The organism is Thermococcus cleftensis, from assembly GCF_000265525.1.
Lineage (GTDB): Archaea > Methanobacteriota_B > Thermococci > Thermococcales > Thermococcaceae > Thermococcus > Thermococcus cleftensis.
On record NC_018015.1, the window covers coordinates 1,306,689 to 1,332,304 of the forward strand.

General features: G+C 56.7%; 26 protein-coding genes, 3 tRNA genes and 1 other RNA gene. 15 read left to right on the plus strand and 15 right to left on the minus strand.

The genetic code is table 11. The features are described from left to right. The first annotated feature begins 226 nt into the window (after positions 1-226). The 3 genes from CL1_RS06990 to CL1_RS07000 all read left to right on the plus strand — a co-directional run bounded on the left by CL1_RS06990 (position 227) and on the right by CL1_RS07000 (position 6,135). Positions 227-2,044, plus strand: coding sequence for an aldehyde ferredoxin oxidoreductase family protein (locus CL1_RS06990; RefSeq protein WP_014789180.1), 1,818 nt, complete (start codon positions 227-229; stop codon positions 2,042-2,044). Between the two features lie 301 nt (positions 2,045-2,345). Continuing rightward, entirely contained in the window at positions 2,346-4,322 is a 1,977-nt protein-coding gene (locus tag CL1_RS06995; protein ID WP_014789181.1) for a S8 family serine peptidase, read from the plus strand. Positions 4,323-4,365: 43 nt separating this feature from the next. After that, on the plus strand, positions 4,366-6,135 hold the full coding sequence (locus CL1_RS07000) for an LPXTG cell wall anchor domain-containing protein (protein ID WP_014789182.1): 1,770 nt from the start codon (positions 4,366-4,368) through the stop codon (positions 6,133-6,135). A 19-nt stretch (positions 6,136-6,154) separates the two neighbouring features. Here the strand turns inward: CL1_RS07000 and bpsA are convergent, their stop codons facing one another. Further along, on the minus strand, positions 6,155-7,210 hold the full coding sequence (gene bpsA / locus CL1_RS07005) for a N(4)-bis(aminopropyl)spermidine synthase (RefSeq protein ID WP_014789183.1): 1,056 nt from the start codon (positions 7,208-7,210) through the stop codon (positions 6,155-6,157). Between the two features lie 109 nt (positions 7,211-7,319). Here bpsA and CL1_RS07010 point away from each other — a divergent pair, with 109 nt between their 5' ends. The 3 genes from CL1_RS07010 (at position 7,320) to CL1_RS07020 (ending at position 8,992) form a co-directional block, all read left to right on the plus strand. Then, a complete protein-coding gene (locus CL1_RS07010; RefSeq protein WP_014789184.1) occupies positions 7,320-8,060 on the plus strand; it encodes a hypothetical protein in 741 nt (246 codons plus the stop codon). Between the two features lie 63 nt (positions 8,061-8,123). Beyond that, positions 8,124-8,657 (plus strand): metal-sulfur cluster assembly factor, encoded by a 534-nt coding sequence (locus CL1_RS07015; protein WP_014789185.1) that lies wholly within the window; start codon positions 8,124-8,126, stop codon positions 8,655-8,657. 131 nt (positions 8,658-8,788) lie between these two features. Then, positions 8,789-8,992: a ferredoxin gene (locus CL1_RS07020; RefSeq protein WP_014789186.1), complete on the plus strand. Its 204-nt coding sequence runs from the start codon at positions 8,789-8,791 to the stop codon at positions 8,990-8,992. Between the two features lie 68 nt (positions 8,993-9,060). Here the strand turns inward: CL1_RS07020 and CL1_RS07025 are convergent, their stop codons facing one another. Beyond that, positions 9,061-10,233 (minus strand): nicotinate phosphoribosyltransferase, encoded by a 1,173-nt coding sequence (locus CL1_RS07025; RefSeq protein ID WP_014789187.1) that lies wholly within the window; start codon positions 10,231-10,233, stop codon positions 9,061-9,063. Positions 10,234-10,312: 79 nt separating this feature from the next. Between CL1_RS07025 and CL1_RS07030 the strand changes: the two genes are divergently transcribed. Continuing rightward, positions 10,313-11,116, plus strand: a complete 804-nt coding sequence (locus tag CL1_RS07030) for an SDR family NAD(P)-dependent oxidoreductase (RefSeq protein WP_014789188.1) — start codon at positions 10,313-10,315, stop codon at positions 11,114-11,116. Here CL1_RS07030 and CL1_RS07035 read toward each other — a convergent pair. Next, positions 11,108-12,010: an MBL fold metallo-hydrolase gene (locus CL1_RS07035; RefSeq protein WP_014789189.1), complete on the minus strand. Its 903-nt coding sequence runs from the start codon at positions 12,008-12,010 to the stop codon at positions 11,108-11,110. The genes CL1_RS07030 and CL1_RS07035 overlap by 9 nt on opposite strands. A gap of 126 nt (positions 12,011-12,136) precedes the next feature. Here CL1_RS07035 and CL1_RS07040 point away from each other — a divergent pair, with 126 nt between their 5' ends. Beyond that, positions 12,137-12,601: a hypothetical protein gene (locus CL1_RS07040; protein ID WP_014789190.1), complete on the plus strand. Its 465-nt coding sequence runs from the start codon at positions 12,137-12,139 to the stop codon at positions 12,599-12,601. A gap of 15 nt (positions 12,602-12,616) precedes the next feature. Here the strand turns inward: CL1_RS07040 and gltA are convergent, their stop codons facing one another. Continuing rightward, positions 12,617-14,050, minus strand: a complete 1,434-nt coding sequence (gltA, locus tag CL1_RS07045) for an NADPH-dependent glutamate synthase (RefSeq protein WP_014789191.1) — start codon at positions 14,048-14,050, stop codon at positions 12,617-12,619. Further along, on the minus strand, positions 14,051-14,893 hold the full coding sequence (locus CL1_RS07050) for a sulfide/dihydroorotate dehydrogenase-like FAD/NAD-binding protein (RefSeq protein ID WP_014789192.1): 843 nt from the start codon (positions 14,891-14,893) through the stop codon (positions 14,051-14,053). A 179-nt stretch (positions 14,894-15,072) separates the two neighbouring features. On the opposite strand from CL1_RS07050, the gene CL1_RS07055 reads away from it, so the two are divergent. Continuing rightward, positions 15,073-15,855: a 4-phosphopantoate--beta-alanine ligase gene (locus tag CL1_RS07055; RefSeq protein WP_014789193.1), complete on the plus strand. Its 783-nt coding sequence runs from the start codon at positions 15,073-15,075 to the stop codon at positions 15,853-15,855. Here CL1_RS07055 and CL1_RS07060 read toward each other — a convergent pair whose 3' ends face one another. The 8 genes from CL1_RS07060 to ffs all read right to left on the minus strand — a co-directional run bounded on the left by CL1_RS07060 (position 15,856) and on the right by ffs (position 20,432). Beyond that, positions 15,856-16,587 (minus strand): helix-turn-helix domain-containing protein, encoded by a 732-nt coding sequence (locus CL1_RS07060; protein ID WP_014789194.1) that lies wholly within the window; start codon positions 16,585-16,587, stop codon positions 15,856-15,858. Between the two features lie 446 nt (positions 16,588-17,033). Next, a tRNA-Val gene (locus CL1_RS07065) sits at positions 17,034-17,111 on the minus strand. A gap of 42 nt (positions 17,112-17,153) precedes the next feature. Further along, positions 17,154-17,948, minus strand: a complete 795-nt coding sequence (gene dph5 / locus CL1_RS07070; RefSeq protein WP_014789195.1) for a diphthine synthase — start codon at positions 17,946-17,948, stop codon at positions 17,154-17,156. Positions 17,949-18,024: 76 nt separating this feature from the next. Further along, positions 18,025-18,102: transfer RNA gene (locus CL1_RS07075), tRNA-Gly, on the minus strand. An 8-nt stretch (positions 18,103-18,110) separates the two neighbouring features. After that, positions 18,111-18,187, minus strand: a tRNA-Phe gene (locus tag CL1_RS07080). Between the two features lie 67 nt (positions 18,188-18,254). Beyond that, a complete protein-coding gene (gene queC / locus CL1_RS07085) occupies positions 18,255-18,974 on the minus strand; it encodes a 7-cyano-7-deazaguanine synthase QueC (protein WP_048152090.1) in 720 nt (239 codons plus the stop codon). A gap of 156 nt (positions 18,975-19,130) precedes the next feature. After that, complete coding sequence (locus tag CL1_RS07090; RefSeq protein WP_014789197.1) at positions 19,131-20,036, minus strand: dihydroorotate dehydrogenase; 906 nt, start codon at positions 20,034-20,036, stop codon at positions 19,131-19,133. Positions 20,037-20,118: 82 nt separating this feature from the next. Next, an RNA gene (ffs, locus tag CL1_RS10585) (signal recognition particle sRNA) lies at positions 20,119-20,432 on the minus strand. Between the two features lie 123 nt (positions 20,433-20,555). Here ffs and CL1_RS07095 point away from each other — a divergent pair. Genes CL1_RS07095 through CL1_RS07115 form a run of 5 tightly spaced genes read left to right on the plus strand, consistent with a single transcriptional unit; the run spans position 20,556 to position 24,139 of the window. After that, entirely contained in the window at positions 20,556-22,001 is a 1,446-nt protein-coding gene (locus CL1_RS07095) for an FAD-dependent oxidoreductase (protein ID WP_014789198.1), read from the plus strand. Further along, positions 21,994-22,500: a 4Fe-4S dicluster domain-containing protein gene (locus tag CL1_RS07100; RefSeq protein WP_014789199.1), complete on the plus strand. Its 507-nt coding sequence runs from the start codon at positions 21,994-21,996 to the stop codon at positions 22,498-22,500. The genes CL1_RS07095 and CL1_RS07100 overlap by 8 nt, the downstream gene beginning before the upstream one ends. Then, on the plus strand, positions 22,497-22,688 hold the full coding sequence (locus CL1_RS07105) for a hypothetical protein (protein WP_048152093.1): 192 nt from the start codon (positions 22,497-22,499) through the stop codon (positions 22,686-22,688). Before CL1_RS07100 ends, CL1_RS07105 begins: the two co-directional genes overlap by 4 nt. 19 nt (positions 22,689-22,707) lie before the next feature. After that, positions 22,708-22,980: a (2Fe-2S)-binding protein gene (locus CL1_RS07110; protein ID WP_014789200.1), complete on the plus strand. Its 273-nt coding sequence runs from the start codon at positions 22,708-22,710 to the stop codon at positions 22,978-22,980. Beyond that, positions 22,973-24,139 carry an NAD(P)/FAD-dependent oxidoreductase gene (locus tag CL1_RS07115; RefSeq protein ID WP_014789201.1) on the plus strand — a complete coding sequence of 389 codons (1,167 nt, stop codon included), beginning with the start codon at positions 22,973-22,975 and terminating at the stop codon, positions 24,137-24,139. Before CL1_RS07110 ends, CL1_RS07115 begins: the two co-directional genes overlap by 8 nt. A gap of 1 nt (position 24,140) precedes the next feature. Here the strand turns inward: CL1_RS07115 and CL1_RS10530 are convergent, their stop codons facing one another. Both CL1_RS10530 and CL1_RS07125 read right to left on the minus strand, forming a co-directional pair. Further along, on the minus strand, positions 24,141-24,593 hold the full coding sequence (locus tag CL1_RS10530; RefSeq protein WP_014789202.1) for a PIN domain-containing protein: 453 nt from the start codon (positions 24,591-24,593) through the stop codon (positions 24,141-24,143). Further along, the gene (locus tag CL1_RS07125) at positions 24,586-24,792 is read right to left on the minus strand and encodes a hypothetical protein (RefSeq protein WP_014789203.1); all 207 of its coding nucleotides are present in this window, start codon (positions 24,790-24,792) and stop codon (positions 24,586-24,588) included. The genes CL1_RS10530 and CL1_RS07125 overlap by 8 nt, the downstream gene beginning before the upstream one ends. Before the next feature lie 96 nt (positions 24,793-24,888). On the opposite strand from CL1_RS07125, the gene pyrH reads away from it, so the two are divergent. Further along, on the plus strand, positions 24,889-25,566 hold the full coding sequence (gene pyrH, locus CL1_RS07130) for a UMP kinase (RefSeq protein WP_014789204.1): 678 nt from the start codon (positions 24,889-24,891) through the stop codon (positions 25,564-25,566). Positions 25,567-25,616 lie beyond the last annotated feature (50 nt).

The following is a 25,616-nucleotide window of genomic DNA, read 5'->3' on the forward strand; positions in this document are numbered from 1 at the left end:
TCTTTCGTTTTCCGTCAGTTCGGTTTTTTCTGGCTTCTCCCGGGGACTGACGGAAACGGGAAGTGGTTTGAAGTGGAAAACAACCATTCGGGTTTTCGACCGATTGTATTGGAATGTTAAACAAAAATGCTTAATTTGTTCATCATTGTCCCTTTTTTTGCTTTCGTCAAATTTATTAGCATTAATGTACAAAAATGATTCCAAGAACCTTCGGAGGCATGAATGTATGTTCGCGTACTGGGGTAAGATTTTGAGGGTGAACCTGACAGATGGAACCATCAAGGAAGAGACCTTCGACGAGAAGTTCGCCAAGAAGTGGCTCGGGACGAGGGGGTTCGGCATCTACTACCTCCTCAAGGAGATGGACCCGACCGTGGATCCCTTCAGCCCGGAGAACAAGATGATTTTCGCCACCGGGCCTCTGACCGGAACCACCGCTCCCACCGGTGGGAGGTACATGGTGATAACCAAGAGCCCGCTGACGGGCTATATTGCAATGGCGAACTCGGGTGGATTCTTTGGTGCGGAGCTCAAGTTCGCGGGCTGGGACGCCATCATAGTGGAAGGAGCCTCCGACCACCCGGTTTACCTCTACATAAACGACGAGAGCGTTGAGATTCGCGACGCCAGCCACCTCTGGGGCAAGACCTCCACCGAGACCGAGGAGGCCCTCAAGGAGGAAATCGGAGACAAGAGAATCCGCGTTGCACTCATAGGTCCGGCAGGTGAGAACCTCGTAAGGTTTGCGGCCGTAATGAACGATGAGCACAGGGCCGCCGGTAGGGGTGGCGTTGGTGCAGTGATGGGAAGCAAGAAGCTGAAGGCGATAGTCGTCCGCGGACACAAGCGCGTTGAGGTTGCCGACAGGGCAAAGTTCACGAGCGTCGTCAAGGAGAAGACCGACAAGCTCAGGAACGACCCGACCGCCGGCGGTGGACTGCCGAAGTATGGAACGGCCGTTTTAGTTAACATCATCAACCAGAACGGCCTCTACCCGACGAGAAACTTCCAGTACAGCCAGTTCGAGTACGCAGAGGAGCAGAGCGGTGAGGCCATGGCGGCCAAGTACCTGATAAGGAACAAGCCGTGCTACGCCTGTCCGATAGGCTGTGGAAGGGTCAACAAGCTCCCGACCACGGGGGTCACGGAGGGGCCGGAGTACGAGAGCATATGGGCGCTCGGAGCGCACAACGGAATAAACGACCTCGCGAGCATAATCGAGGCCAACCACTGGGCCGACGAGTACGGTATGGACACCATAAGCCTCGGCGGAACCCTCGCGACTGCGATGGAACTCTACGAGAAGGGCCTGCTCAAGCAGGAGGACCTCGGAGAGGAGGCTCCGCCCTTCAGATGGGGCAACACGGAAGTTCTGCACTACTACATCGAGAAGATAGCCAAGAGAGAAGGCTTCGGTGACAAGCTGGCCGAAGGTGGCTACCGCCTGGCCGAGATGTACAACGGTACAGAGTACTTCATGGGCGTCAAGAAGCAGGAGCTTCCTGCATATGACCCGAGGGGAGCAGAGGGACACGGCCTCGGCTACGCCACCAACAACCGCGGTGGCTGCCACATCAAGCAGTACATGATAAGTCCCGAGATCCTCGGCTACCCCTACAAGATGGACCCGCACGACATCGGTGACGAGAAGGTCAAGATGGTCATACTCTTCCAGGACCTAACTGCCCTCATTGACGCCGCTGGACTGTGTGTCTTCACGACCTTCGGTCTCGGAGCGGACGACTACCGCGACATGCTGAACGCGGCCCTTGGCTGGGACCTCTCGACCGAGGAGTACCTCAAGATAGGCGAGCGCATCTGGAACGCCGAGAGGCTCTTCAACCTCAGGGCCGGCCTCGACCCGCTCAAGGAGGACACCCTACCCAAGAGACTGCTTGAGGAGCCCGTCAGGAACGGGCCGAACAAGGGGCACGTCGTCAGGCTGCACCTGATGCTTCCGAAGTACTACAAGTTCCGCGGCTGGACCGAGGACGGAAAGATAACCGAGGAGAAGATGAAGGAGCTCGGTATCGACGAGTTCTGAGGCAAGTTTTCCACGTTGGTTTATTTTCCATATTTTGTAGATTTTCCAGTATGTGGTATTCTTGGTATATAATTGGGAGTTGACTGGTCAATTGGGCACGATTTATTCAATCTTAAGTTACGATATGGTATGCAATTAGTTTACAAATATCAACAAAATTCCCGGAAATTTCGCCCGATATGTTCAACGTACGTTTTGATGTCCGAAAACCTTATATTTGGGTGTCCACATTAGAACCTTGATGACGGGTATAATACCCAGATGGATACTAAAACACACCGTTGAAAAGAGGTGTCTCGAAATGAAAGGTTGGAAGGCGTTGGTGGTTGCCCTGTTACTCGTTGGAATGATGGCGGGTGCGGTTGCAGCCGTGCCGGCCAAGCCCGCGGTTGCCCCGCAGGCCCAGAAGAACTACGGCCTCCTGACCCCTGGGCTGTTCAAGAAGGTTCAGGGAATGAACTGGAACCAGGAGGTAAGCACCGTCATGATGTTCAACAGCCCGGCCGACAGGGACAGGGCCCTTAGGGTTCTCAAGGCTATGGGTGCTGAAATTAAGTACACCTACAAGATTATCCCTGCGGTTGCCGTCAAGATGAAGGTCAGGGATCTGCTCGTGGTCGCCGGCATGATCGACACCGGCTTCTTCGGCAGCACGAAGGTTTCCGGAATAAGGTTCATTCAGGAGGACTACAAGGTTCAGGTCAACGTTGAAACCGAGGGTCTTGACGAGTCGGCCGCTCAGGTCATGGCCACCAATATGTGGAACCTCGGTTATGATGGTTCTGGAATAACCATTGCCATCATCGACACCGGTATCGACGCCTCCCACCCGGACCTCCAGGGCAAGGTCATCGGCTGGGTGGACTACGTGAACGGAAAGACCACCCCCTACGATGACCAGGGCCACGGAACCCACGTCGCTTCCATAGCAGCCGGAACCGGAGCGGCCAGCAACGGCCAGTACAAGGGAATGGCCCCCGGTGCTAAGCTCGTGGGCATCAAGGTCCTCGGTGCCGATGGTTCGGGGAGCATATCTGACATCATAGCCGGCGTGGACTGGGCGGTCCAGAACAAGGACAAGTACGGGATAAGGGTCATCAACCTCTCCCTTGGCTCGAGCCAGAGTTCAGATGGCACCGACTCACTCAGCCAGGCCGTTAACAACGCCTGGGACGCTGGACTCGTTGTGGTGGTTGCCGCTGGAAACAGCGGGCCTGACAAGTACACCGTCGGCTCACCGGCAGCGGCCAGCAAGGTCATCACCGTCGGCGCCGTCGATAAGTACGACGTCATAACCGACTTCTCGAGCAGGGGACCAACCGCCGACAACAGGCTCAAGCCCGAGGTCGTCGCTCCGGGCAACTGGATCATAGCGGCTAGAGCCAGCGGAACCCAGCTCACTGACGTTACCATCGGTGACTACTACGTCGCCGCCCCGGGAACCTCGATGGCCACCCCGCACGTCGCCGGAATCTCCGCTCTCATACTCCAGGCCCACCCGGACTGGACCCCTGACAAGGTCAAGACCGCCCTCATCGAGACCGCCGACATAGTCAAGCCCGACGAGATAGCGGACATCGCCTACGGTGCCGGTAGGGTGAACGCCTACAAGGCGGCCTACTACGACAGCCTCTCCAAGCTCGTCTTCACCGGCTCCGTCGCCGATAAGGGAAGCGCCACCCACGCCTTCGATATCAGCGGAGCCACCTTCGTCACGGCCACGCTCTACTGGGACAACAGCGGAAGCGACCTTGACCTCTACCTCTACGACCCGAACGGCAACCAGGTTGATTACTCCTACACCGCCTACTACGGCTTCGAAAAGGTTGGCTACTACAACCCGACCGCCGGAACCTGGACGCTCAAGGTCGTCAGCTACAGCGGTGCAGCCAACTATCAGGTTGACGTCGTCAGCGACGGCTCTCTGAGCCAGTCCGGCGGAACCACTCCCACCCCGACCGAGCCAACCGTCGATGAGCAGACCTTCACCGGGTACGTCCACGACTACTATGACAAGAGCGACAGCTTCACCATGACCGTGAACAGCGGCGCCACCAAGATAACCGGCGACCTCGTCTTCGACACCAGCGCCCACGACCTTGACCTCTACCTCTACGACCCGAACGGCAACATCGTGGACCGCTCCGAGAGCTACGACAGCAACGAGCACGTCGAGTACAGCAACCCCGCCCCTGGTGACTGGACGTTCCTCGTCTACGCCTACAACACCTACGGCTGGGCCTCCTACACCCTCTACGGAAAGGTCTACTACGGGTGAACCCTTTTAACCCCTCTTTTCTTTCGTTTCTGGGGTGATCGAAGTGAGGAAGCTTCTGGCAATAACCCTGCTCACGCTCATGCTTTTATCCGCCGTGCCGATTCGCGCTGGAGAGGCTCAAATCAGGCCCTACGTCTACGAGCCTACCGTCCCGGACACAGCCTTTGCAGTTCTGGCCCTTTACAGAACTGGAGACTACGGAAAGGTTCTGGAGGGCTGCGAGTGGCTGATGGCGATAAGGACGCCCTTCGACTCCTGGGGCTTCGCCAGCGGGGAGGAGCACGAGGCCAAGTACACGGCCATGGCGATGCTCGCGTTGATGAGGGGCGAAAACATCGCCCGCGGCAGGTACGGCAAGACCCTCAACAGCGCCGCATACTGGCTGATATACAAGCAGAACCCTGACGGCTCCTGGAACGACTACACCGACACGGCACTGGCGTTAATAGCTCTCAGGGAGTTCGTTGATGGGGGCTACATCAACGAGACCCTCGTGGGCTTCAGGAAGCAGGTGGAAGAGGCCATAAACCGCGCCCAGGGCTGGCTGATGGGAACCGAGCCCGGGACAGATACGGAGCGGATATTTGGCTACATGGCGCTCGGTGAAAGGGAGAAGCTCAGGGAGATGGAAGTGGAAGGCGAGATGAAAGCCTACCGCGCCTTCGCCCTCGCCTACCTCGGCGAGGAGGTTGAGCTTAGCGGGGACTTTGACTCCACAGTCGCCGTGGCAATGGCACTCTACGCGACGGGAGATGAGAAGTACCGCGAGGAACTGCTCAAGAGGGAGCACTTCGGCTTCTGGGGCGTCCTTCACTACCGCGTCCTTGATCTGTTGAGCGTTTCCAAAATCAAGGGCTTTGAGGAGCTCCGTCCCATAGCCTGCCCGTACCTCTCCAAGATAAACCCCACCGACGACTGGGAAAGGGTAATCCTGGCAGACTACCGCCTTCTCTGCAACGAGACCCCCGAGTTGCCCTCCGGCATCTCAGGCCTTCTTCCCTGGCAGGTGGCGGAGCTCGCGAGGGTTAAGGCCCTCATGGGCTTGGACTACGACGACGAGGTGGACTACCTCCTCTCAACTGGAAAGGGCGGCGTCTGGAGGGACTTCTACAACACCGAATACGTTGTGGAGGTTTTCAGGTTCCTCAACGTAAGCTACAACTACTCCCCCTCGCTGGACTATCTCAGTAGGAACCTGACGTGGATGCGCGAAACTACTGACCCGAAAACCGGGAACCCAGTCTATTACAACGTGCCGACCTACTACTTCGCCTACGGGGTCATAGTTTTCAGCGAGTTCGGAATGGATAGGGAGCTCAACGAAACCCTGAGCCTGCTTGCGGAGAGGCAGTATCCCAACGGGGCCTTCCCCTACACCCAGGGTTCTATAGCCGGGATTACCTCGACGGCAAGGGTCGCCTGGGCGCTTCAGGAAGCGGGGCTTGAGGACTCTGAGATTTACGAGAGGGCGGTCTCGTTCCTCAGGAACCTTCTCTACGCGGAGATACCCGGCCCGGAGGTGGAGGGCGAAACGGCGAAACTGGCCAACGCCACCTTCCTGCTCGTGAGGGACGGTTTTTACATCGGCAACGCAACGGGGAAGGCAGTGGTTGGGGGCCTGGACGGCTACGTCGTCATTTACCCGTCGAAGAACCCCCTGGCAATAACCGCCTACGGGGTCAATGGATTCCGCGCCACCGAACCTGAGACGGGGGAAGGAAAAACGGCCTACCTCTACATCGGGGCCGGAGTCCTGCTGATTAGCCTGGCCGGGATCGTGGTCCTGAGAGGCAGGAGAAAGGGGAAGAAGTAAATCCCCTCTTTTCTGGTTTTCAGGTGGTTGAAGCTTCCTCGTCGTTGTAGAGCTCGTCGCCGACGGTGATCCTCTCCTCAAAGCCCTTCGAGCCCTCGAGCGTCTGGATCCTGAACATGTAGCTCTTGTACCAGTTGTAGCTCGGCCTGACCTTGACCGGCAGGAGCTTCCAGGCGCGCGTCTCCTCCTCGTAGCCCCAGTTCACGTACTCGTTGAAGTTCCTGATTATGTCGGTGATGACAACATTGAACTCGTTGAGGAGCAACCTCTGGATCTCGCGCCACTTGTCGAGTGAGCTCTCGCGCCTCGTTATGCCGAAGTAGCCGGCGCAGCCGGGCCCTTTAAGCGTCGCTATCCCCCTGCCGACGAAGGCCCTTATCGCCTCAACGGTCTCGGGCGGGTCGGTTATGAAGGTGTCGAACTTGTGGAGCGCGTAGTCCGGGAGTGGCTCCCTGAGATCGAAGGTGAACATCTCGATGTTCTCGTAGCCGAGTTCATCTGCAGTTTTCTCGATGAACTTCACGAGCCTCTCGTCAATGTCGAGGACAGCTATTCTCTTCGGCAGGCCGGAGAGCATGAGGGCTATGCTGGTCAGGTCGTCGTCGCCGAGAACGAAGACCTCCTTGTTTTCAAGGTCTCCCCTCGTGTGCATCAGGGCTATCCTCGCCACGGTGGTTTCTGGCGTAACGTAGGCCTGGTCGAAGTCGTGCTTCGGCTGCGGGCGGTCCTTCACTATCTCCCTGAACTGCTCGAGCAGGTCGCTGAAGGCATCTAATTCGACCGTCTTACCCTCGCAGTGGGAGCAGGTGTAGTCCTTCCTCGCGCCGATCCCGTACTTCTCCACCAGCTTCCTGCCGCTCTGGGTGAGGACGACGTTCGGACCGTCGAAGGCGACGTAGCCAAGCTCGTGGAGCGCCGTTATGACCGCCACGACGAGCGGAAGCGGCTCCTCACTGAGATCCACTATCCTCCAGACGTCACCGCTGGCCTGAACTGCGCTCAGAACGTTCTCGATGGTTCTCTCGTAAACCGGAATGCTCGTCTTCTCCTTAACCTTCTCCACTATCTCGATCATCGCAAGCACCTCCAGAAGGATTTTTGGTTCGTAAACGGGGTTAGGGTGGGCCTCTTTTAAGGTTTTTCCCGGCGGCAAGTTTAATAAGTGTCCGGCGTTACTGGCCACGATGATAAGGCCAGTTGAGAAAGACTTCGTCAAGCGCTACCGCTTGGAGTACAACCTCGAGGCCCTTGAAAGGGTGAGGGAGAAAATCGGGGAGAGGGCATACTCCCGGCTGAGGGCGCTGGTGGAATACCGTCTTAGCGGGAAGGACTTCGACCGCTCGCCGATCGGAGTTAAGATAGCCCTCGCCTTCTCCGCCGGCTCCGACAGCACGGCGACGCTGAGGATACTCCGCTGGGCCGGCTTCGACGTCGTGCCCGTAACGGCCAGGCTTCCCCAGATGAACGAGAGCGTTATTGGGAGGGCCAGCTCCGAGGGAGCGGTTTTTGTTGATGTGCCCGGTTACCTCGACGTGATAACCGACCAGATGGACAAGGGCGCTCCAATATGCGGTAAATGCCACTCCATGGTCATGGAGGCCGTTGAGCGCTACTCCCGGGAGAACGGGATAGGGATCCTCGCCAGCGGCGACCTCCTTAGCTCGGGGCTGATATCGATCTACGAGACCGATGGGCTGGTGACCCTCAACCTTCCCGCATTCCTTGCCCTCGACAAGGCCGAGATAATCGAGCTGATTGGAGGAAAGTACGATCTCAGGTTTGGCTGTCCGTTGCTCTGGGAGACCTTCAGGAGGGCACCGAGCGTCAAGCGGTTTGCAATACAGCGGGTTCTCCGCGAGTTGAGGGCCAGGGCCATAACACCGGAGATAGCCGAGGCTCTGATACTCGACGTTCTCACCCGCTGATTCCACAATTCTGACCCAAAAGGTTTAAATCTGTCATTCTGAATCCCACCCAGGTGGTGAGTAATGGTCACGAAGGAAGAAGTCGAAAAGATCGTTAATGAGATAGTCGATGGGAAGTTTGTCAGATCCATCGAGGTGAACGATAAGGGGGACGTTACAGTCACGCTCGCCAAGGACACTCCAGATATAGACAACGTCCTCATAAGGCTCCACTCGGAACTTGGGAAGCTCGAGGGAATCGGCTTGATAACCATCAACCGCGAGCGCGAAGTTCAGGACGGCGGCGAAAACGTTAAGCTCACGGAGGACATGATCCTTGAGAAGCTCAAGGAGGTTATCGACCCAGAGATCGGAATCGACGTGGTGAACCTCGGCCTCATCTACGAGGTTAAGGTTAGGCCTGACAACACCGTCTACGTCAAGATGACGATGACCACTCCCGGTTGTCCGATGACTATGTGGATATTAAGGGCCGTCGAGGACAAGATACTGGAGATCCCCGGCGTCAAGGACGCCGAAATCGAACTAACATTCGACCCGCCCTGGACGCCCGACAGGATAAGTCCCGAGTACAAGAAGAGGCTGGGCCTTTACTGATCCATTCTGTCAATTTCTGTTCATTGACGGGCTATTCGCTCCCTTTTTCCACGGATTTTCGCCCTTTGGGGTTCTTTTCCCCGACGAAAAGTTTATATTCGCCGGAGTTCATCTAAGTCCGGTGATGTTCCATGGCTTGGAAGGTTAGGGTTGACCAGGACGTTTGTATCGGAGACGCCATCTGTGCCAGCCTCTGCCCGGACATCTTCGAGATGAACGATGAGGGCAAGAGCGTTGTCATCGTCGAGGTTATTGAGGACGAGAACCTCTACAACTGCGCCGTCGAGGCCGCCGAGGCCTGCCCGGTCAGCTGCATTTACATCGAGGAGGCCTGAAGTCTCTTCTTTTTCCCTTCATTGCACGTTGCTTTTCTGGGAGATTTAGTAAGATAAAAGAAGAACGGTCACTCCAGGCTAAGCCCGAACTTCTCCGCCTGCTCCAGAACGTATTCCCGTATCTCCCTCGCCTTCGGAAGATCTGCAACGATCTCGCCGTTCTCGATGAGCGGTTTGAGGAGCGGTTCGACCTTTGCACCGCAGACAGGGCACTTTTCCAGCTTTTTATCCGCTGGAACCCTGTGGTAGTGGCCGTTCTCACAGCGGTAGATCTGCTTCCTCCCGCTCAGCTTGCCGCGCTTGGTGATGGGCTTCCCCTCAACCTCGACTATGTCAAGGGAGAAGTCCACGGGTTTCGCGCTCGCTATCGCTGAGCCCACGCCGAAGGCATCGGCTACGTCAACTATCTCCCTTATGCTATCCTCGTTCAGGCCACCGCTCACGAATATCTTAACCCAGTTGTAGCCCCTCAGGTCGAGCTCCCAGCGAACCTCCTCTATGATGCGCCTGAAGTTGCCCCTCCTTGAGCCTGGAGTGTCGAGCCTGACGGCGGTGAGCCTCTCTCCCAAAGCTTCAGCCGCCATTAGGGCCTCGAACTTCTCGTCGCACAGCGTGTCCACCAAAGCAGTTCTCGGGACTTCTGGTTCAACCACCTCGTCGAAGTACTTCCAGGCCTTGACCTGGTCGCCAACCGTGAGGATCAGCGCGTGCGGCATCGTCCCGACGGGCTTTTCTCCCATCATCTCCGCGCCGAGGACTCCGCTCACACCGTCGCAGCCGCCTATGAAGGCCGAGCGGTCTATCATCGGAGCGATGGCAGGGTGCATGTGCCTTATGCCGAAGGAGTAGACCGGCTTGAAGTTGGCCGCTATCTTCACCCTCAGTGCCGCGGTGGCTATGCCGCTCGCCTGGCTGAGCATGCCGAGTAAAGCGGTTTCATAAATCCCGAACTCCTCGTAGTAACCCTCGATCTGCATAACCGGCTCGTAGGGGTGGAATATCGTGCCTTCTCTCATCGCGTAGACGTTCACCGGCAGGCCTTCAAGGAGCTTGGCAACCTCCTCGATTCCCGCCAGAACACCCCACTTCCAGCCCTTTGGAAGTCCCGTCGTGGTTATGTCGGCGAAAACCTTCCTGTGAATGCCTTTCTCGACTAGTATCTTCCGCGTCCTGATGAAGTAAACGTCGGTGGTCTTTCCGGCTTTTATATCCTCCTCGTGGGCGATGTAGAAATCCCTCATCTTCCTCACCTGAAACAACTTTTTCCTCTCTGGATTTAAGGCTTTTCTGAGTAAAGTTTATCGGGAAAACTGCAAATCAATGAACATGGTGACCCTGAAACCTCTAAACGAACTCGTCTCCCTGAAGGGGAGAAGGGCACTCATAACCGGGGCCGCTTCAGGGATAGGCCGCGCGGCGGCGATTAGATTTGCCGAGGCCGGGGCGGATTTAGAACTCGTGGATCTCAACGAGTCCGGGCTGGAGGAGACGAAGGCCCTCGCGGAGGAGTTCGGGGTGAGCGTTAGCACCCACCGCGTTGACCTCTCCAGGAAAATTGAGATAGACGCGCTCTGGAAGGAATTGGAGGGCAACGAGCCGGACATACTCGTCAACAACGCCGGCGTCTACTGGTTCAGGGACTTCACGGAGGTCGATGAGGGCTTCTACGAAAAGGTCATGGAGATAAACCTCCACTCCGTCTTCTGGATGTGCCAGCACTTCGTCAGGGCGCGAAAGGATAAAGGCGGCGTCATCATCAACGTCAGCTCGATAGAGGCGTTCCTGCCCTTCGCGAGGGGCCTTGCCCACTACGACGCGGCCAAGCTTGGCGTTGTGGCGCTGACGAGGGCGATAGCGAGGGACTACGGGAAGAAAATCAGGGCGAACGTTATAGTCCCCGGTGGGATAGAGACCGAGGGCGTGAAGAGGCTCAAGAAGGAGGCGATAATGAAGCTCGACGTGGAGAAGATAAGCATATCCTTCAACTTCAACGCGCGCCTCCCGATGGGCCGCTTCGGTCAGCCGGACGAGGTGGCGAGGGTGATGCTCTTCCTCGCGAGCGACCTTGCCAGCTATATCAACGGAGCCGTGATCCCCGTGGACGGCGGCTTTCTCTCAACCTAGCCTGAAGGGCAGTTCCACCTTTTCGCCCCCTTCCCTTTTGTGAAGCTCCCTCCTGTAGGCTTCTAGCGGCCTGTCCTCGACCTTCAGGTAGGCGGCGAAGGTCTTGGGCCTCTCCTCCAGCTCGTCGAAAAAGCGCGGGTAGTTCCTGTCCCTCACTATGTGATGGTCGAGGATTATCTCCGCCCCTGTTTCGCGGATTATCTCGTTGAGGTTTTTAATGCCCGCCTCCCAGCTTCCCTCGGCGCGCTTACCGAGGTATGTCGGCGGGCCACCGGTTACGAGCAGGTCTGGAACTTTCTCGATTATCCACTCCACCGCTTTTCTGTTGAGGAGCTGAATATCGCTCGCGTGGATTACTCTCTCAGAGCCGTCGTCAATGAGCGTCATCACAACGAAGCCGAGCCTGGAACCTTCGCTCCCGTGGGGAACCGCCGGTGAGAACTCAAGCCTAACCCCGCCGAGGTCAAATTTTCTCCCGTCCGCGAACTCTATCTTCTCTGCTATCGGCTCCGCCTTCTTGAGGAAGGCCCAGGCGCGCTTTCTCTGGCTGAAGTTGATGTTTTCTTTAGGGTGCTTGATGAAGAGGAGCTTTCCCGAGTAGATTTCTTTGGCATACTCCTCGCTCGAGCTCTCGTAGAGACCCTCGAAGAAGGGCGTGTGGTGGTCGTAGTGGTAGTGAGAGATGGTCACCACGTCCGCTTTCCTCGCGTAGCCCTGGAGCTTCCTCCTCATTTTCTGGAGGGTTTCAAGCTCTATCTTAGCCGGCGGCAGGCCGTAGCGCTTCGGCCCGAGGGCCACACCGGGGTCGATGAGGATTTTTATTCCTCTGGCCTCTACAAACGTTGCCAGGCTCCTCACGCCGAGGCTTTCTGACGCGAGTGGAACAACTCTCATGGCTCTTCCCATGAACTTTCAGACTAAACCTTAATAAGCCATACCCGTTAGTGAAGGTTGACCGATGAAGAGTGTCATCCCTCCTGATGCCAAGATGATGACATTATCCCCACCTGAGGTGGTCCCATGCTTGGTTTCTTCAGGAAAAAGAAGAAGGAAACCTACGGGCCGCTCGTCTACCTGAGCGAGCCCACGATACTCTACCACACCCGCACTGAGAAGGCCATTCTTGAGATACTCGAGGAGAAGCTCGGCTCCAACAACTTCGTGGTTCCCTCCGACTACGGTCTCAGGACAACCGACCACATGATTCCAGATGCCGAGATATTCGTGGCCATAGCGATAGTCGGGAAGTTCACCTCCCTCGTCGTCAGGGAGATTGAGATGGCCAAAAAGCACGGAAAGAAAATCTACACCCTCGACGTGGCCAGAAAGGGCGATGAGATACTCTACCTCTTCGAGGAGGGAATCCCCGAGAGGATAGAGTGGCTAACGCCGGAGGAAACCCAGGAACTCTACGCGGCCTTCCGCGGCGAGGACTTCTCGGGATTCATGAAGTTCTTCTTCGGAGACAGAAAAAGACAGTGGTGAAAAAAAGAAAAGAACTCACGAGTTCGCCTTTCTGGACCTTATATACTCGTCTATCGCCTTCGCGGCCTTCTTTCCGTCGCCCATCGCCAGGATAACGGTTGCCTCTCCCCTTATCGCGTCACCGCCAGCGAAGACTCCCGGAATGCTCGTCATGAGGTTCTCGTCCACAACGAGCGTTCCGTCAGGGTTGGCTTCAAATCCGCTGGCCTCAACGAGTATCCTGTTCGGCTCAAGGCCGATGGCTATGATGACGGTGTCGGCCTCAAGGGTAACGTACTCGCCGGTCGGCTCTATCTTCCTCTTTCCGCGACTGTCGCGTTCCTCCAGCGGGCGCATCTTCATGAACCTGACCGCCTTTACCTTGCCGTTCTCACCAAGGAACTCGACCGGCGTGAGGAAGAACTCGAACTTAACTCCCTCCTCTTCGGCGTGCGCTATCTCCTCTATCCTCGCGGTCATGTCCTCCCTTCCGCGGCGGTAGGCGATGGTAACTTCAGCCCCGAGCCTGAGCGCGGAGCGCGCCGCGTCCATTGCCGTGTTTCCGGCGCCTATCACTATGACCTTCTTCCCGACGGCTATCGGCGTGTCGTACTCGGGGAACTTGTAGGCCTTCATGAGGTTTACCCTCGTCAGGAACTCGTTGGCGCTGTAAATCCTGTCGAGGAGGATTCCGGGTATGTTGAGGAGCTTCGGCGTTCCAGCTCCGGTGCCGATGAAGACGGCGTCGTACTCCTGGAGGAGCTCTTCAACGGTAACGGTCTTGCCCACGATGTAGTTGGTCTTGACCTCAACGCCTAGCTTTTCCAGCTTGTCAAGCTCGGCCTTGAGAATCTCCTTCGGAAGCCTGAATTCCGGAATTCCGTACACAAGAACTCCACCGGCCTCGTGGAGGGCCTCAAAGATGGTCACTTTATAACCCAGCTTTGCAAGTTCGAGGGCGCAGGTGAGTCCAGCCGGCCCGGCGCCGACGACGGCGACCTTTCCTTTTCCGTTTGTTTCGGCCATGAATTCACCGAGGAGTTCCTCGTCTATGCCCTTCTCGCGGGCGTAGTCGGCCACGAAGCGCTCAAGCTTGCCGATGTTTATGGGGTCCCCCACTTTTCCCATGACACACGGGGCCTCACACTGCTCCTCCTGCGGGCAGACCCTTCCTGTAACGGCCGGCAGGGTGTTGTCGTTCCATATAATGCGCAGGGCGTTCTTAACGGCCTCGTCCGGATTGTCTGCGTTCTCGCGGAGGGCCTTCAGGAAGCCGGGAATGTTGATGTGAACGGGACAGCCCTTGATACATGGGGCGTACTCCGGCGGACACTGTATGCAACGCTCCGCCTCCTTAACCGCCGACGCGAAGTCGTAGCCGAGGTTGACCTCGACGAAACTCTTAATGCGCTCCTCAACGGGCCTCTCCGGCGTCGGAACGCGCTCCTTGATGATCTTTGGCTTTGCCATTCAGACCACCCCCTTGGATTCGAGGTAGTGCTTCTTTGCAATCTCCTGCTCGCGAACGAAGCGGGAGTCGCGCCTTATGACGTCGTCCCAGTCCACCTTGTGGGCGTCGAACATCGGGCCATCCCGGCAGGCGAACTTTATCTCGCCGTCGTAGAGTATCCTGCAGGAACCGCACATACCGGTTCCGTCCACCATTATCTGCCTTACCGTGACGATTGTTGGGATTCCGTACTCCTTCGTAAGCTCAGCCAGCTTCTTGAGCGACCCCAGCTTTCCACCGCCAAAGACTATGTCCACCTTATCCTTCTCGATGAGCTCCTTCAGAACGTCGAGGTAGTGCCCCTTGATTCCGCGCGAGCCGTCCTCCGTGGTGAGGTAGTGCTCGTCCGCGACGGGCTTCGCCAGGAACTTCTCCGGGTAGGAGTGGGCTTTGTCCTCGAAGGTCTGAATCGAGATGGTGTAGTTACCCGCCTCCTTCATGGCCTTGAGCGTGGCGTAGTTCTCCGCCTGGCCGCAGACTGCGTCGGAGACGAAGACGACGTTTCCGTAGTGCTTGACCTCGATCGGCGTTCCGAGCGGTCCCGCAACGGCGTAGAGGGAGTCTCCAACGTCGAAGTTGTCCCAGAGGTCGAAGGTGGTCTTCCCGTGCCTCCTGATGAACATGCCTATCCTTCCGGTCTCCCTGTCGGCATAGTAGATGGACATGGGAATCCTTTCGCCCTTCTCATGTATCATCAAAACGACAAACTGGCCCGGTTTCCAGGCTCTTGCCACGTGCGGTGCCTCGACCTCCATGAAGAAGTCCCTAACGTCGAGTTCTTCTTTGGCAGTTATCCGGTACATGGATGCATCACCTTGAGCATTTGTTCAAGTTTGTTCACTTTTGGTTTAGGACGAGTGGCTTTTATATAGATTTTTTAAACCAAAGGTTGAGAACGGCGGTACCTGAAGGACGGCGTATAAGCCCCGTGCCGGGAGAAAGGCTTTTTACGCCCCGACCCCAAGTAACCGGGGGGATAAAAATGGTCGAAATACCCAAGAGCCACCCGCGCTACTGGAGCCTGTACTACCGGGAGAAGATCATCGAGGGCATGGAGAAGGGGATGACCGCGAAGGCCGGACTGATAGCCCACGGCCGCGGTGAGGCCTTTGACTACCTCATCGGGGAGAAGACGATAGAACCCGCCGAGAGGGCCATGCGCGCCGCCGTCGCGAAGCTTCTCCTGGCGAAGCACACCGTCGTTTCCGTAAACGGCAACGTCGCGGCCCTTGTTCCAGAGGAGACGGTGGAGCTGGCAAGAGCCCTAAACGCCAAGCTAGAGATAAACCTCTTCTACCGAACCGAGGAGCGCGTTAGAGCCATAGCGGAGGAGCTCAGAAAGCACGGGGCGGAGGAGATACTCGGGATAAACCCGACCAAAAGAATCCCCGGCCTTGAGCACGAGAGGGGGAAGGTTGACGAAAACGGCATCTGGAAGGCTGACGTTGTTCTCGTCCCGCTTGAGGACGGTGACAGGACGGAGGCCCTCGTGAGAATGGGCAAGTTCGTGATAACGGTGGATCTAAACCCCCTCTCGCGGAGCGCCAGAATGGCGGACATAACGATAGTAGACAACGTAGTTAGGGCGTACCCCAGAATGACCGAGCTGGCGAGGGAGATGAAGGATTACAGTCGGGAGGAGCTTCTCGGCATACTTGAGGAGTATGACAACGGCAAGACCCTGAGCGACGTTCTCCTTCACATGAGGGACCGGCTAACCCGACTTGCAGGCGAGGGAATCTGGAGAAGGAAGGAGCTCGAGTGATCACAGCTCCTTTTCAGTCTTTTCCACCAGCCTCCTGAGGCCGGTTATGAGCTCGGTCTCGCTCGCAACGTTGGAAACCACCAGCGGGACCCTTTCACGCTCGGCCAGCTTGACCGCGAGCTCGTCGAGCTTCTTTACGCCGTGGAGAACAACCACCGCCGGCTTGAGGCCCTGGACGCGGACCGCTATCATTGGGCTTCTCCCAGTAGTGACCTTGGTGAATATCAGCGCCCGCTCCGTCGTCCAGCCGTAGAGCTTGAGGAACTCTTCACTGCTCATCTCGAGGATCGCCCTTATGCTATCAACGACGGTGTAGCCGTAGATGCGCCTGTCGAGAAGGTGTATGTTGGCGACTACTTCCCCCTTGATAGCATTCACGAGGTCCTTTATGGTTATCGGGAGCGCAAACTCCCTGATGTCAAGTATAGCGCTCGTTGGTAGCTCACTACCGATGGTCTTGCTGAAGGCCCTAATGACGTTTCCCCCGCGCTTTTCGTCTATCTCAAGGAGCGCTTCAACGAACTTCCTAATGGTAGATGCTCCAGGACTCTTTCTCCTTCCGCCTTCGTAGTCGCTTATGACCGAAGAAGAGACGCCGAGGTATTCGGCCAGCTCTGTCTGGCTGATTCCGAATATCTCGCGCCATTTGCGCATTGTCTTGCCGGGGTCTGAGGAAAGGGTTATTTCCCCCGCTATCCTCTTTGCCAGAGCTTCTTTTTCCTTTTCAAGCATAGTGGAGGATATTCGTCAATCGTTATAAGCTTTTCGGCAATTGCCTAACCCTTTCCTGCCTGGATCATATAAAACAGGTAATCTGGGGGAGACAACTTTGCATTTCAAAACATGCACCTCCACTTCTGCCAGCGCTTGCGAAGGGAGCTTTTGGAAAAAAGCTTGACCAAAAGTTCGTAGCTCTCCGTCGAAAAGCCCAGCAGGGGAGGATTTTACCCATTAAATGCCATCTTCCAGAAGAGAACACGTTAGGTAAGCCCCGATAAGGTGTTTACTCTCCTCCTGACGCCCGAAGGGCGTCGATTTAAAGGTTAAACCCACACCAAAGAAGCACTTTGAAAAGTTCCACCTCAAAAACAGTCACTCAAAGAGAAAATCACTCAAAATTGTAGCTTTCAAGAAGAGCTACGAACTTGATCAAACTTCGCGCAGGCGAAGTTTGTAACTGGTGGGCCCGCGGGGCTTCGAACCCCGGACCTCCGCCTCGTGAGGGCGGCGTCATAACCAGACTAGACCACGGGCCCGTCCCGGCAATAGTGGGGGGAGGGGGAAATATAAAGCTTTCGCTAGACCGTCTCCAGTATCTCCTTAGGTGCCCCCGCGAACTCCACCAGATACTCCGCCTCAACGATGTGGAGCCTGCCCGGAACGACCATTACGTGGGGCTGTCTCCCAAAGTCCTCCATTAGCATATCCTTCACATAGCCTGCCCTGAGGGTCGGACTGAGCGAACCGGCTCTAGCCAGGATGACAACGAGCGTGTCCGGCGTGAAAACGTTTTCTTTTTTCATATCTTCCACCTGGAGGAGTATTTCCATCGCCTCGTTGGCCGTCATGTAGCGGTTCTGGTCTGCCTTTATGTCGAGAAACAGCATTGTGTGGAGACCGCGCTCTCGGTTTTCCCTTATCACGTCGTAGTGACTCGTGGGGAACCAGTTCTTCTCAGGGTAAGCCACTGTGGCGCTCTTCCCGAACTTGTATATTTGCAGTCCGGTTATCGCTATTGCGGAATAGATGCTTGGGGCGTGGATAACGTAGCTCTCGATTCCAAGTTGCTTAGCCCTTATGCGCAGATCCGCATGGGTCGTTGCAACCATTGGATCACCGGCGGTGAGGAAGGCCACGTCCTTCTCCCTCGCCTCGCTTAGAACGATGCGCTCGAAGTGTAGCTCAACCTCCTCCCTACTGAGCCTCCTGATAGGCTTTCCAATGAGATTCTCAATCCTCTCGAGCGTTGTTCCGGCAAGAAGTGAGGTGTAGAACTCGGCAAAAACGAGGTCGCACTTCCTTGCCGCCTCCAGCCCCTTGAGCGTGATGTCTCTCTCGTCGTAAAGGCCCAGCCCTATGAAGTAAATCGCCATGCGACTCACCAGTTGGTCTTGGAGAAGACGCTTTTAAGCTTACTCCTGCCAGTGCTTGTACAAACAATGGCTGTTATGGTGCGGTGGCCGGGATTTGAACCCGGGTCACCGGCTTGGAAGGCCGGTGTCCTAGACCAGGCTAGACTACCACCGCGCAGAAAGTGGTGGGGCGAGGGGGATTTGAACCCCCGACACCCGGATCTTCAGTCCGGCGCTCTCCCAGGCTGAGCTACCGCCCCACGCCCAAAGATAAGGGCAAGGAAGAGATTTATAAATCTTGCGGTGGCGGGTGAACAGAGCTGAACATTAGATCCTCGGCTCGACGGCGTAAACGGTTCTGTCCTCGCCGATTCCCTCGATCAACCCACGGTGCCTCCTGACGCAGCTTTCACACTCGCCGCAGTGTATCGGCTTTCCGTCCTCGGTGAAGCCCCTCGGCATGTAGCAGGAGTTGGAGTACTCGTACTTCGCGCCCAGCTCCTTCAAAAGCCTTGCTATTCCCTTCTTGTCGAGGTCTATGAGCGGTGCAACGACCCTCACATCGGCCATTGTGCCGTATTTCAGCATCTCGTTCATTCTCTCCACGAACTCGGGCGTGTTGTCGGGGAATGTGGCCCCTTCCTCCGCGTTGAAGCCCACTACTATGTCCCCGCCGCCGAGCGCATCGAGGAGCGATGCGGCGACGCTTATCAGAACGACGTTCCTCGCTGGAACCCAGACGCTTTTTGCAGTTTCCTGGGCGACACTCATGTCCTCAAGCTCCTCCGCGGTAACCTTCGGTGTCTCCCCTCCGACGAGGGTAGTTCCCCTCAGCTTCGAGAACTCCTCCAGAAAGTCGAGGCGGACTATTTTGAGCGGAACGTCCAGCTCCTTCGAAAAGAACTCAGCAACTTTGTTAGTGACCCTCTCCTCGTTGCTCCCGTAGTTAATGACGAGCATTATAATCTCATCGTAGTTCCTCTTCGCCCAGTACAGGCATGCCGTCGAGTCAAGACCCCCCGAGAACAACACCACAGCGCGCTTCATTTTTCTCACCCCGCTCAAATCCGATTTTGATGGTTTAAAGTTTTCTGAGAGTTCGATGTCACTTGTGGCCTCGTTGAGAGCTTCTTCTGTGGCTTTCTCTATTTCTTCGGGGCTCAAATCCCCGCCCAACGAGATTGTTTCCCATTCTTTCATGTTTTACTCCTCCAATGCAAGGCCGACTATCTCCTCAACGCTCGAAAAGCCCTCCTCCTCAAGATACCTCACGATTCCCTCGTTTATCTCCCTGAATACCTTCCACCCGCGGAGTGAAACAGCGGTGCCGATCTGAAGGGCTGAAGCTCCAGCGAGGAGGAACTCGACCGCATCCTGCCAGGTGGTTATTCCCCCTATTCCTATAATAGGAATATCAAGCGTTCTCGCTAGGTCGTAGACGGCTCTCAGTGCGACGGGCTTGATTCCAGGTCCGGAGTAGCCGCCGACACGGTTGCTGAGGATCGGCCTTTTCGCGTAGATGTCAATCGCTATTGCCTTCAGCGTGTTTATCGCCGAGACCGCATCGGCTCCGGCTCTTTCCGCGGCCAGGCCAAGCTTGGTTATGTCATCTATGTTGGGCGTCAGCTTCGCTATCACAGGCCTGTCGGTCGCATCTTTGACGGCCCTGACGACTTCGTAGACGTTCTCCGGCTTCTGGCCGATTTCCATGCCGTAGCCTTTTGCGTGGGGACAGCTGAGGTTCAGCTCAAAGACATCGGCAACGCCGCTGAGTTTCTCAGCCAGAAAAGCGAACTCTTCAGGCGTTCCACCGAATATCGAGACTATCAGTGGAAAGTCAAAGGTGTAACCCTCGACCATCTCGAGGAACTCTCTCCAGCCGGGATTAGGAAGGCCCATCGCGTTGATGAGACCACAGGGCAGTTCGACGATTGTGGGGTTGTCGTAGCCCTTCCTCGGTTCGATGCCGATGGATTTCGTGACCACCCCTCCGGCGCCCTCCTCGTGCGCCCTGATCCACTGCTCCGGCACCTTGTCGTTTATTCCAGATGCGAGAATGAGCGGGTTCTCGAATTTTATCCCGAAAAGCTCGACCTCAAGGCTCGCCATCTTAACACCTCAAAGTCAAAAGAGAACACGTCCTATTAAGGTTTTGCCTGCGGCTTGTTATTTCTCAGAGAAGCTCTAGCGGCGGCGGGCGCGCCCGGGGGTGGGAACCCTCCACCGCCCGCTTCCACCGGGGCTCGCTCACCCCCGCTACCCCGGGAGCGCCGAACGTCCCGCCTACCGCTGCTCCCTTCCGGGCCTGGCGGGGTTCGGCGGGTAAAGGGCGTTAGTCCGGCCCTCCAGCCGGACCCCGCCCACCGCCGGCCCCCCGGGACGAGGGATCACCGTTGCACCCCGGCTTCCACGGGCGGCTTCAGGAACCGCCCCCCGGGCTTCGGCCCCGGCATATCGACGGTTTCCGGTTACAGGGGACGCCGAACCCCCCGGCCTAGCCCGCCGCCAGCTAACTTATCCGCCCCCGGATATATAAAGCTTTGGTAGTCCTGAAACCAAAGGTTGCTCACCATCGGATTGAAAAATTTTCATAAATTCGTGAACGAATAGGTGCATGGGTGATACACCGTGCGCTTAACTGAGCATCCTGTTCTGCGTTTTGAGCGCGGCAGGGAGGTTACAATATACTTTGAGGGAAAGCCCATAAAAGCCTACGAGGGCGAAACGATAGCAACGGCCCTTCATGCGGCAGGAATACGGGTCCTGAACTATTCCGCCAACGAGAAGCGGCCTAGAGGTCTCTTCTGTGCCATCGGAAAGTGCTCCTCCTGCCTGATGGTCGTGAACGGGGTTCCCAACGTGAGGACGTGCATAACCCTCGTCGAGGACGGAATGGTCATAGAGCGCCAGCGCGGAAAGGCCAAGCTGCCAAGAGAAGCCAAACCCCCTGAGTTCAGGAACGCGAAGGTAGTGAAGGCAGACATCGTGATAATCGGCGGCGGTCCCGCAGGTCTGATGGCGGCCATACACGCGGCCGACGGGGGAGCGAGCGTCGTTCTTCTCGATGAGAACCCCATGCTCGGCGGCCAGCTCGTCAAGCAGACCCACAAGTTCTTCGGCAAGCGCGAGCAGTTCGCAGGGGTCAGGGGCGTTGAGATAGCGAGGATTCTGGAGGGCGAGGCGAGGAAAAGGAAGAACATCAAAATCTTCCTTGAAACGTCCGCCGTTGGCATCTTTCAGGACGGCGACGAGAAGCTCGTTCTGGCGGTTAAAAACAACCGTGAACTGATAGAATTCAGAGGAAGGGCGGTCATAGTGGCGACCGGTGCGATGGAGAAGATGATACCCTTCGAGAACAACGATCTGCCCGGAATCTACGGTGCCGGAGCTATACAGACGCTCATGAACACCTACGGCGTCAAGCCCGGCGACCGCGTTTTAATCGTCGGTGCCGGCAACGTGGGACTTATTCTGGCGTATCAGCTCATCCAGGCGGGCGTTGAAGTGAAGGCGATAGTCGAGGCCATGCCAAAGGTCGGCGGCTACTTCGTCCATGCTGCCAAGGTCAGAAGGCTTGGAGTCCCGATACTAACGAGGCACACGATTCTTCGCGCTGAAGGAAAGGAGAAGGTTGAGAAGGCCGTTGTGGCACAACTCGACGAGAACTGGAGGCCAATCCCCGGAACGGAGAGAACCTTTGAGGTGGACGTTATAGCCCTCGCCGTTGGCCTGAGGCCGAGCATCGAGCTCCTCCATCAGGCGGGCTGTCAGATACGCTACGTACGCGAGCTGAGCGGCCACGTGGCTCTCCGCGACGAGTGGATGGAAACAACGGTCAGGGGAATATTCGTCGCAGGAGATTCGGCCGGAATAGAGGAAGCTACTACTGCGATGCTTGAAGGGAAGATAGCGGGAATTGCGGCAACACTGAGACTCGGAATAGCGGACGAAAGCTGGCTGAAGGAGATGGAGAAAGCCCAGAAGGACCTCGTAGAGTTCCGCTCAGGCCCCTTCGGCAGGCACGTGCTTGAGGGGATTAAAAAGGCCCTTATTGGAGGTGTCGCCAGTGAGTGAAATCCCCGCCTACCTCAGAAACGGTTACATCACTCCCGAGGAGCTCTTCTCGATAATCCCGAGGCCGAGCGAGGAGAGGCTGAGGAAAAGACCGGTAGCGATTCCGGAATGCCCGCAGGAGATTCCGTGCGCCCCGTGCAGGGAGGTATGTCCGACCAACGCGATAAGCATGCCCACCCCGAACGATTTGCCGATTGTGGACTACGACAGGTGCATAGGATGCTCCCTCTGCGTCCAGATATGCCCGGGCCTGGCCTTCTTCATGGTGCACTACGTTGGCGACAAGGCAAGGATAACGATGCCCCACGAGCTTCTTCCGCTGCCCAAGCGGGGCGAGGAGGTAATACTGCTCAACAGGGTCGGCGAGCCGGTCGGAAGGGGGAAGGTGATCACGGTAGTTCCCAGGGAAAAGAGCAAGGGAGATACACCGATAATCACCGTTGAGGTGCCGATAGAGCTGGCCTGGGAGGTTAGGGCGATTAAGGTGGTGAGAGAATGACCGTCGAGATCCTATCCGATGGGTGCCAGGAGATGGAACACCTCAGTAGGGTTCACACTCACATGCCCGAAGGGCACATTTCAGGGGTGAACAGTGGAGTGGCATCACTTGTGGGGGCACCCAATGTCGTGGAAGCCTGTGTTGGAGTCAGAAACATTCCGCCAGCGCTTTCGAAGAAAGGGCTGTGAGGGGCGAGGGGTGATGAAAATGGCCGGGAAGAAAATAGTCTGCCGCTGTAACGATGTCACCGTTGAGGAGGTCGAGGCGCTCATCGATTCTGGAATTACCGACATCGAGGAGCTCAAGAGGCTCCTCCGCATAGGAATGGGCCCCTGCCAGGGAAGGACGTGCATCCCGATAGTGCTTGGCATACTCGCGAGGAAGACCGGGAAGAAGCAGGAGGACATTCTGCTTCCAAAGGCGAGGGTCCCGACCAGGCCGGTCCGCGTAGAGGTCATAGTGGGTGGTGCCGATGAGTAAAATAGCCGTAATTGGCGGGGGGATAATAGGAGTTGCCACCGCCTACGAGCTGGCGAAGCTTGGGGAGGAGGTAATCCTCCTCGAGAAGAACTACTTCGGCTCGGGCTCCACCTTCCGCTGTGCAACGGGAATCAGGGCACAGTTCACGGACGAAGCGAACATCAGGCTCATGAAGCACTCCGTTGAGAGATGGGAAAAGCTTGAGGAGGAGCTGGAGAGCGACATAGTCTTCAGACAGACCGGCTACCTGTTCCTTGCCACGAGTGAGGAGGAGGTTGAGGCGTTTAAGGCGAACATAAAGCTCCAGAACAAATTCGGTGTCCCAACAAGGCTCATCGACATGGACGAAGCGAAAGAGATAGCCCCGATCCTCAACACCGAGCCCTTCCTCGCCGGGGCGTGGAACCCGAAGGACGGGAAGGCGAACCCCTTCAAGACGCTTTTTGCCTACCTCTTCCGGGCTAAGGGGCTCGGCGTTGATGCGCGCGAGCACACCGAGGTGGTTGGCTTTGAGCGCGAGGGGAACGCCATAACGACCGTGAAGTTCCGCTACAACGGGAGGATCGAGAGGGTTAGGGTAGATGCCGTCCTCAACGCGGCCAACGCCTGGGCGCCGCTCATCAACGAGATGGCTGGCTTAAAGCGGAACCTCGTTCCCATCACCGCCTACAAGCACCAGCTCGTCAAGACCGAACCCCTCGAGCCCGGACAGGCTGAACCGCTGATCTGTCCGCCGAGCTGGAACGACGCCTACATCATCCAGGACGGGGAGGACGGCGGGATAATCTGCGGCGCAGGAATAGAGCACAAGGCTAGGAGCTTAAACGACGTCGAGCCGACCTACGACTTCCTGCGCGGTGTTCTGGACTACGCGGTCAGGATAGCCCCGCCGCTCCGCTATGCACACATCGTCCGTCAGTGGGCGGGCTTCTACGCGAAAACGCCCGACAGCAACCCTGCGATGGGTAAACTCCTTGATAACTTCTATATCGCGGCTGGTTTCAGCGGGCACGGCTTCATGATGGCCCCGGCGGTTGCTCAGGCGATGGCCGAGCTGATTTCAAAGGGCCGCTCCAAGGTCCCGCTAGACTGGGAGTGGTACGACCCCTACCGCTTCGAGCGCGGTGAGCTGAGGACTTCAGCCTTCCAGATAGGGTGAGCTACTCTCCGTTTTTGTTTTCCTTTATGACCTCAATCAAAGGGATTCCCTCGAAGTCTCTGTCCAGGGTGACGAGCTTTCGAATTCCGTTCTCGACCATTGAGCCGAGTATCTTTGCATCGTGAAGCAGCAGGCCGTATCTCTCCGCAAGACTCAACGCAAGAAACACATCGGGGTCTTTCACAACCTCCATCCCGTAACTCGCCACGACGGAGAGAACATCCTCGTTGGATTCTCGGATTAGAGCTTTCCCCTCTTCTCTTTTGAGGAATCGCTTCAGGTCGTATATGCTGCGCACTCCTTTTCGAGATGCTTTCCTCCTGAGGGTGACGTAAACGCATTCATCGATTACCGTCTCAGAAATCACAGGATACTCCGCGAGAGAAATCAACTTAACGGCCCGTTCGGTGAGTTCGGTTTCAAAGATTACGTTCAGGAGGACACTGCTATCCACGAAGGTCGCGGTACTCCTCAAGATACTCACGAAGCTCCCTCCACGAAGCCTTTTCTCTCCTTACCTTTCTTTTCCCGGTTGCAAGGGACTTCAACACCTGTGCCCGCGCAAACAGCCCCGCTAGCTCGCCGATTGCTTTTTCATCAGCCCCCTCCGGAACGCGCACCCTAACCGTTATCTCCATGCCCCACACCAACATACTTTCCCCTTTTAAGTTGATAACGCTTTCGGGTTGACTGATTCTAGGCAAGAAAAAGGTTATAAAGGAACCTCGATTAGCACCGTGAGGGTCATCATGAGGATAGTCTTCGATATAGGCGGTTCGGTTCTTGTCCCCGACGACCCGGACGTTGATTTTATTAAGGCCATCGCATACGAGCTCATCAAGATAAGCGAGGACCACGAGGTTGCGGTGGTAGTCGGCGGAGGAAAGGTTGCCAGGAAGTACATCAAAGCGGCGAAGACCTTCACGCCCAACGAGACCTTCAAGGACTACATCGGAATTCACATCACCCGCGCCAATGCAATGCTTCTCATCGCTGCCCTCGGCGAGAAGGCCTATCCCTTCGTCATTCAGGACTTCAGGAAGGCCTGGGAGGTCATACAGCTCAAGAAGATACCAATAATGGGAGGAACTCACCCCGGCCACACGACCGATGCGGTTTCGGCTCTTCTCGCCGAGTACCTCCAGGCCGACCTTCTCGTCGTGGTGACAAACGTTGACGGCGTCTACGATTCTGATCCGAGAAAGAACCCCAACGCGAAGAAGCTCGACAGGATAACCGTCGACCAGCTCGTCGAGATCGCCATGCAAGCCGAGAGCAAAGCGGGGGGAAGCGGGGTCGTTGATGCTTTAGCGGCGAAGTTCATCCAGCGCGGGAAGATTAGAACCTACATAGTCGGGAAGAGCGACGCCTATCACCTCTTTGACGTGGTGAGGGGGAAGCACAGCGGGACGGTAGTGGAGCCGTGAGGTTCTAATCCCTCCTTTCACCAAGGCCAACTTTTTATACCTCCTCGCCC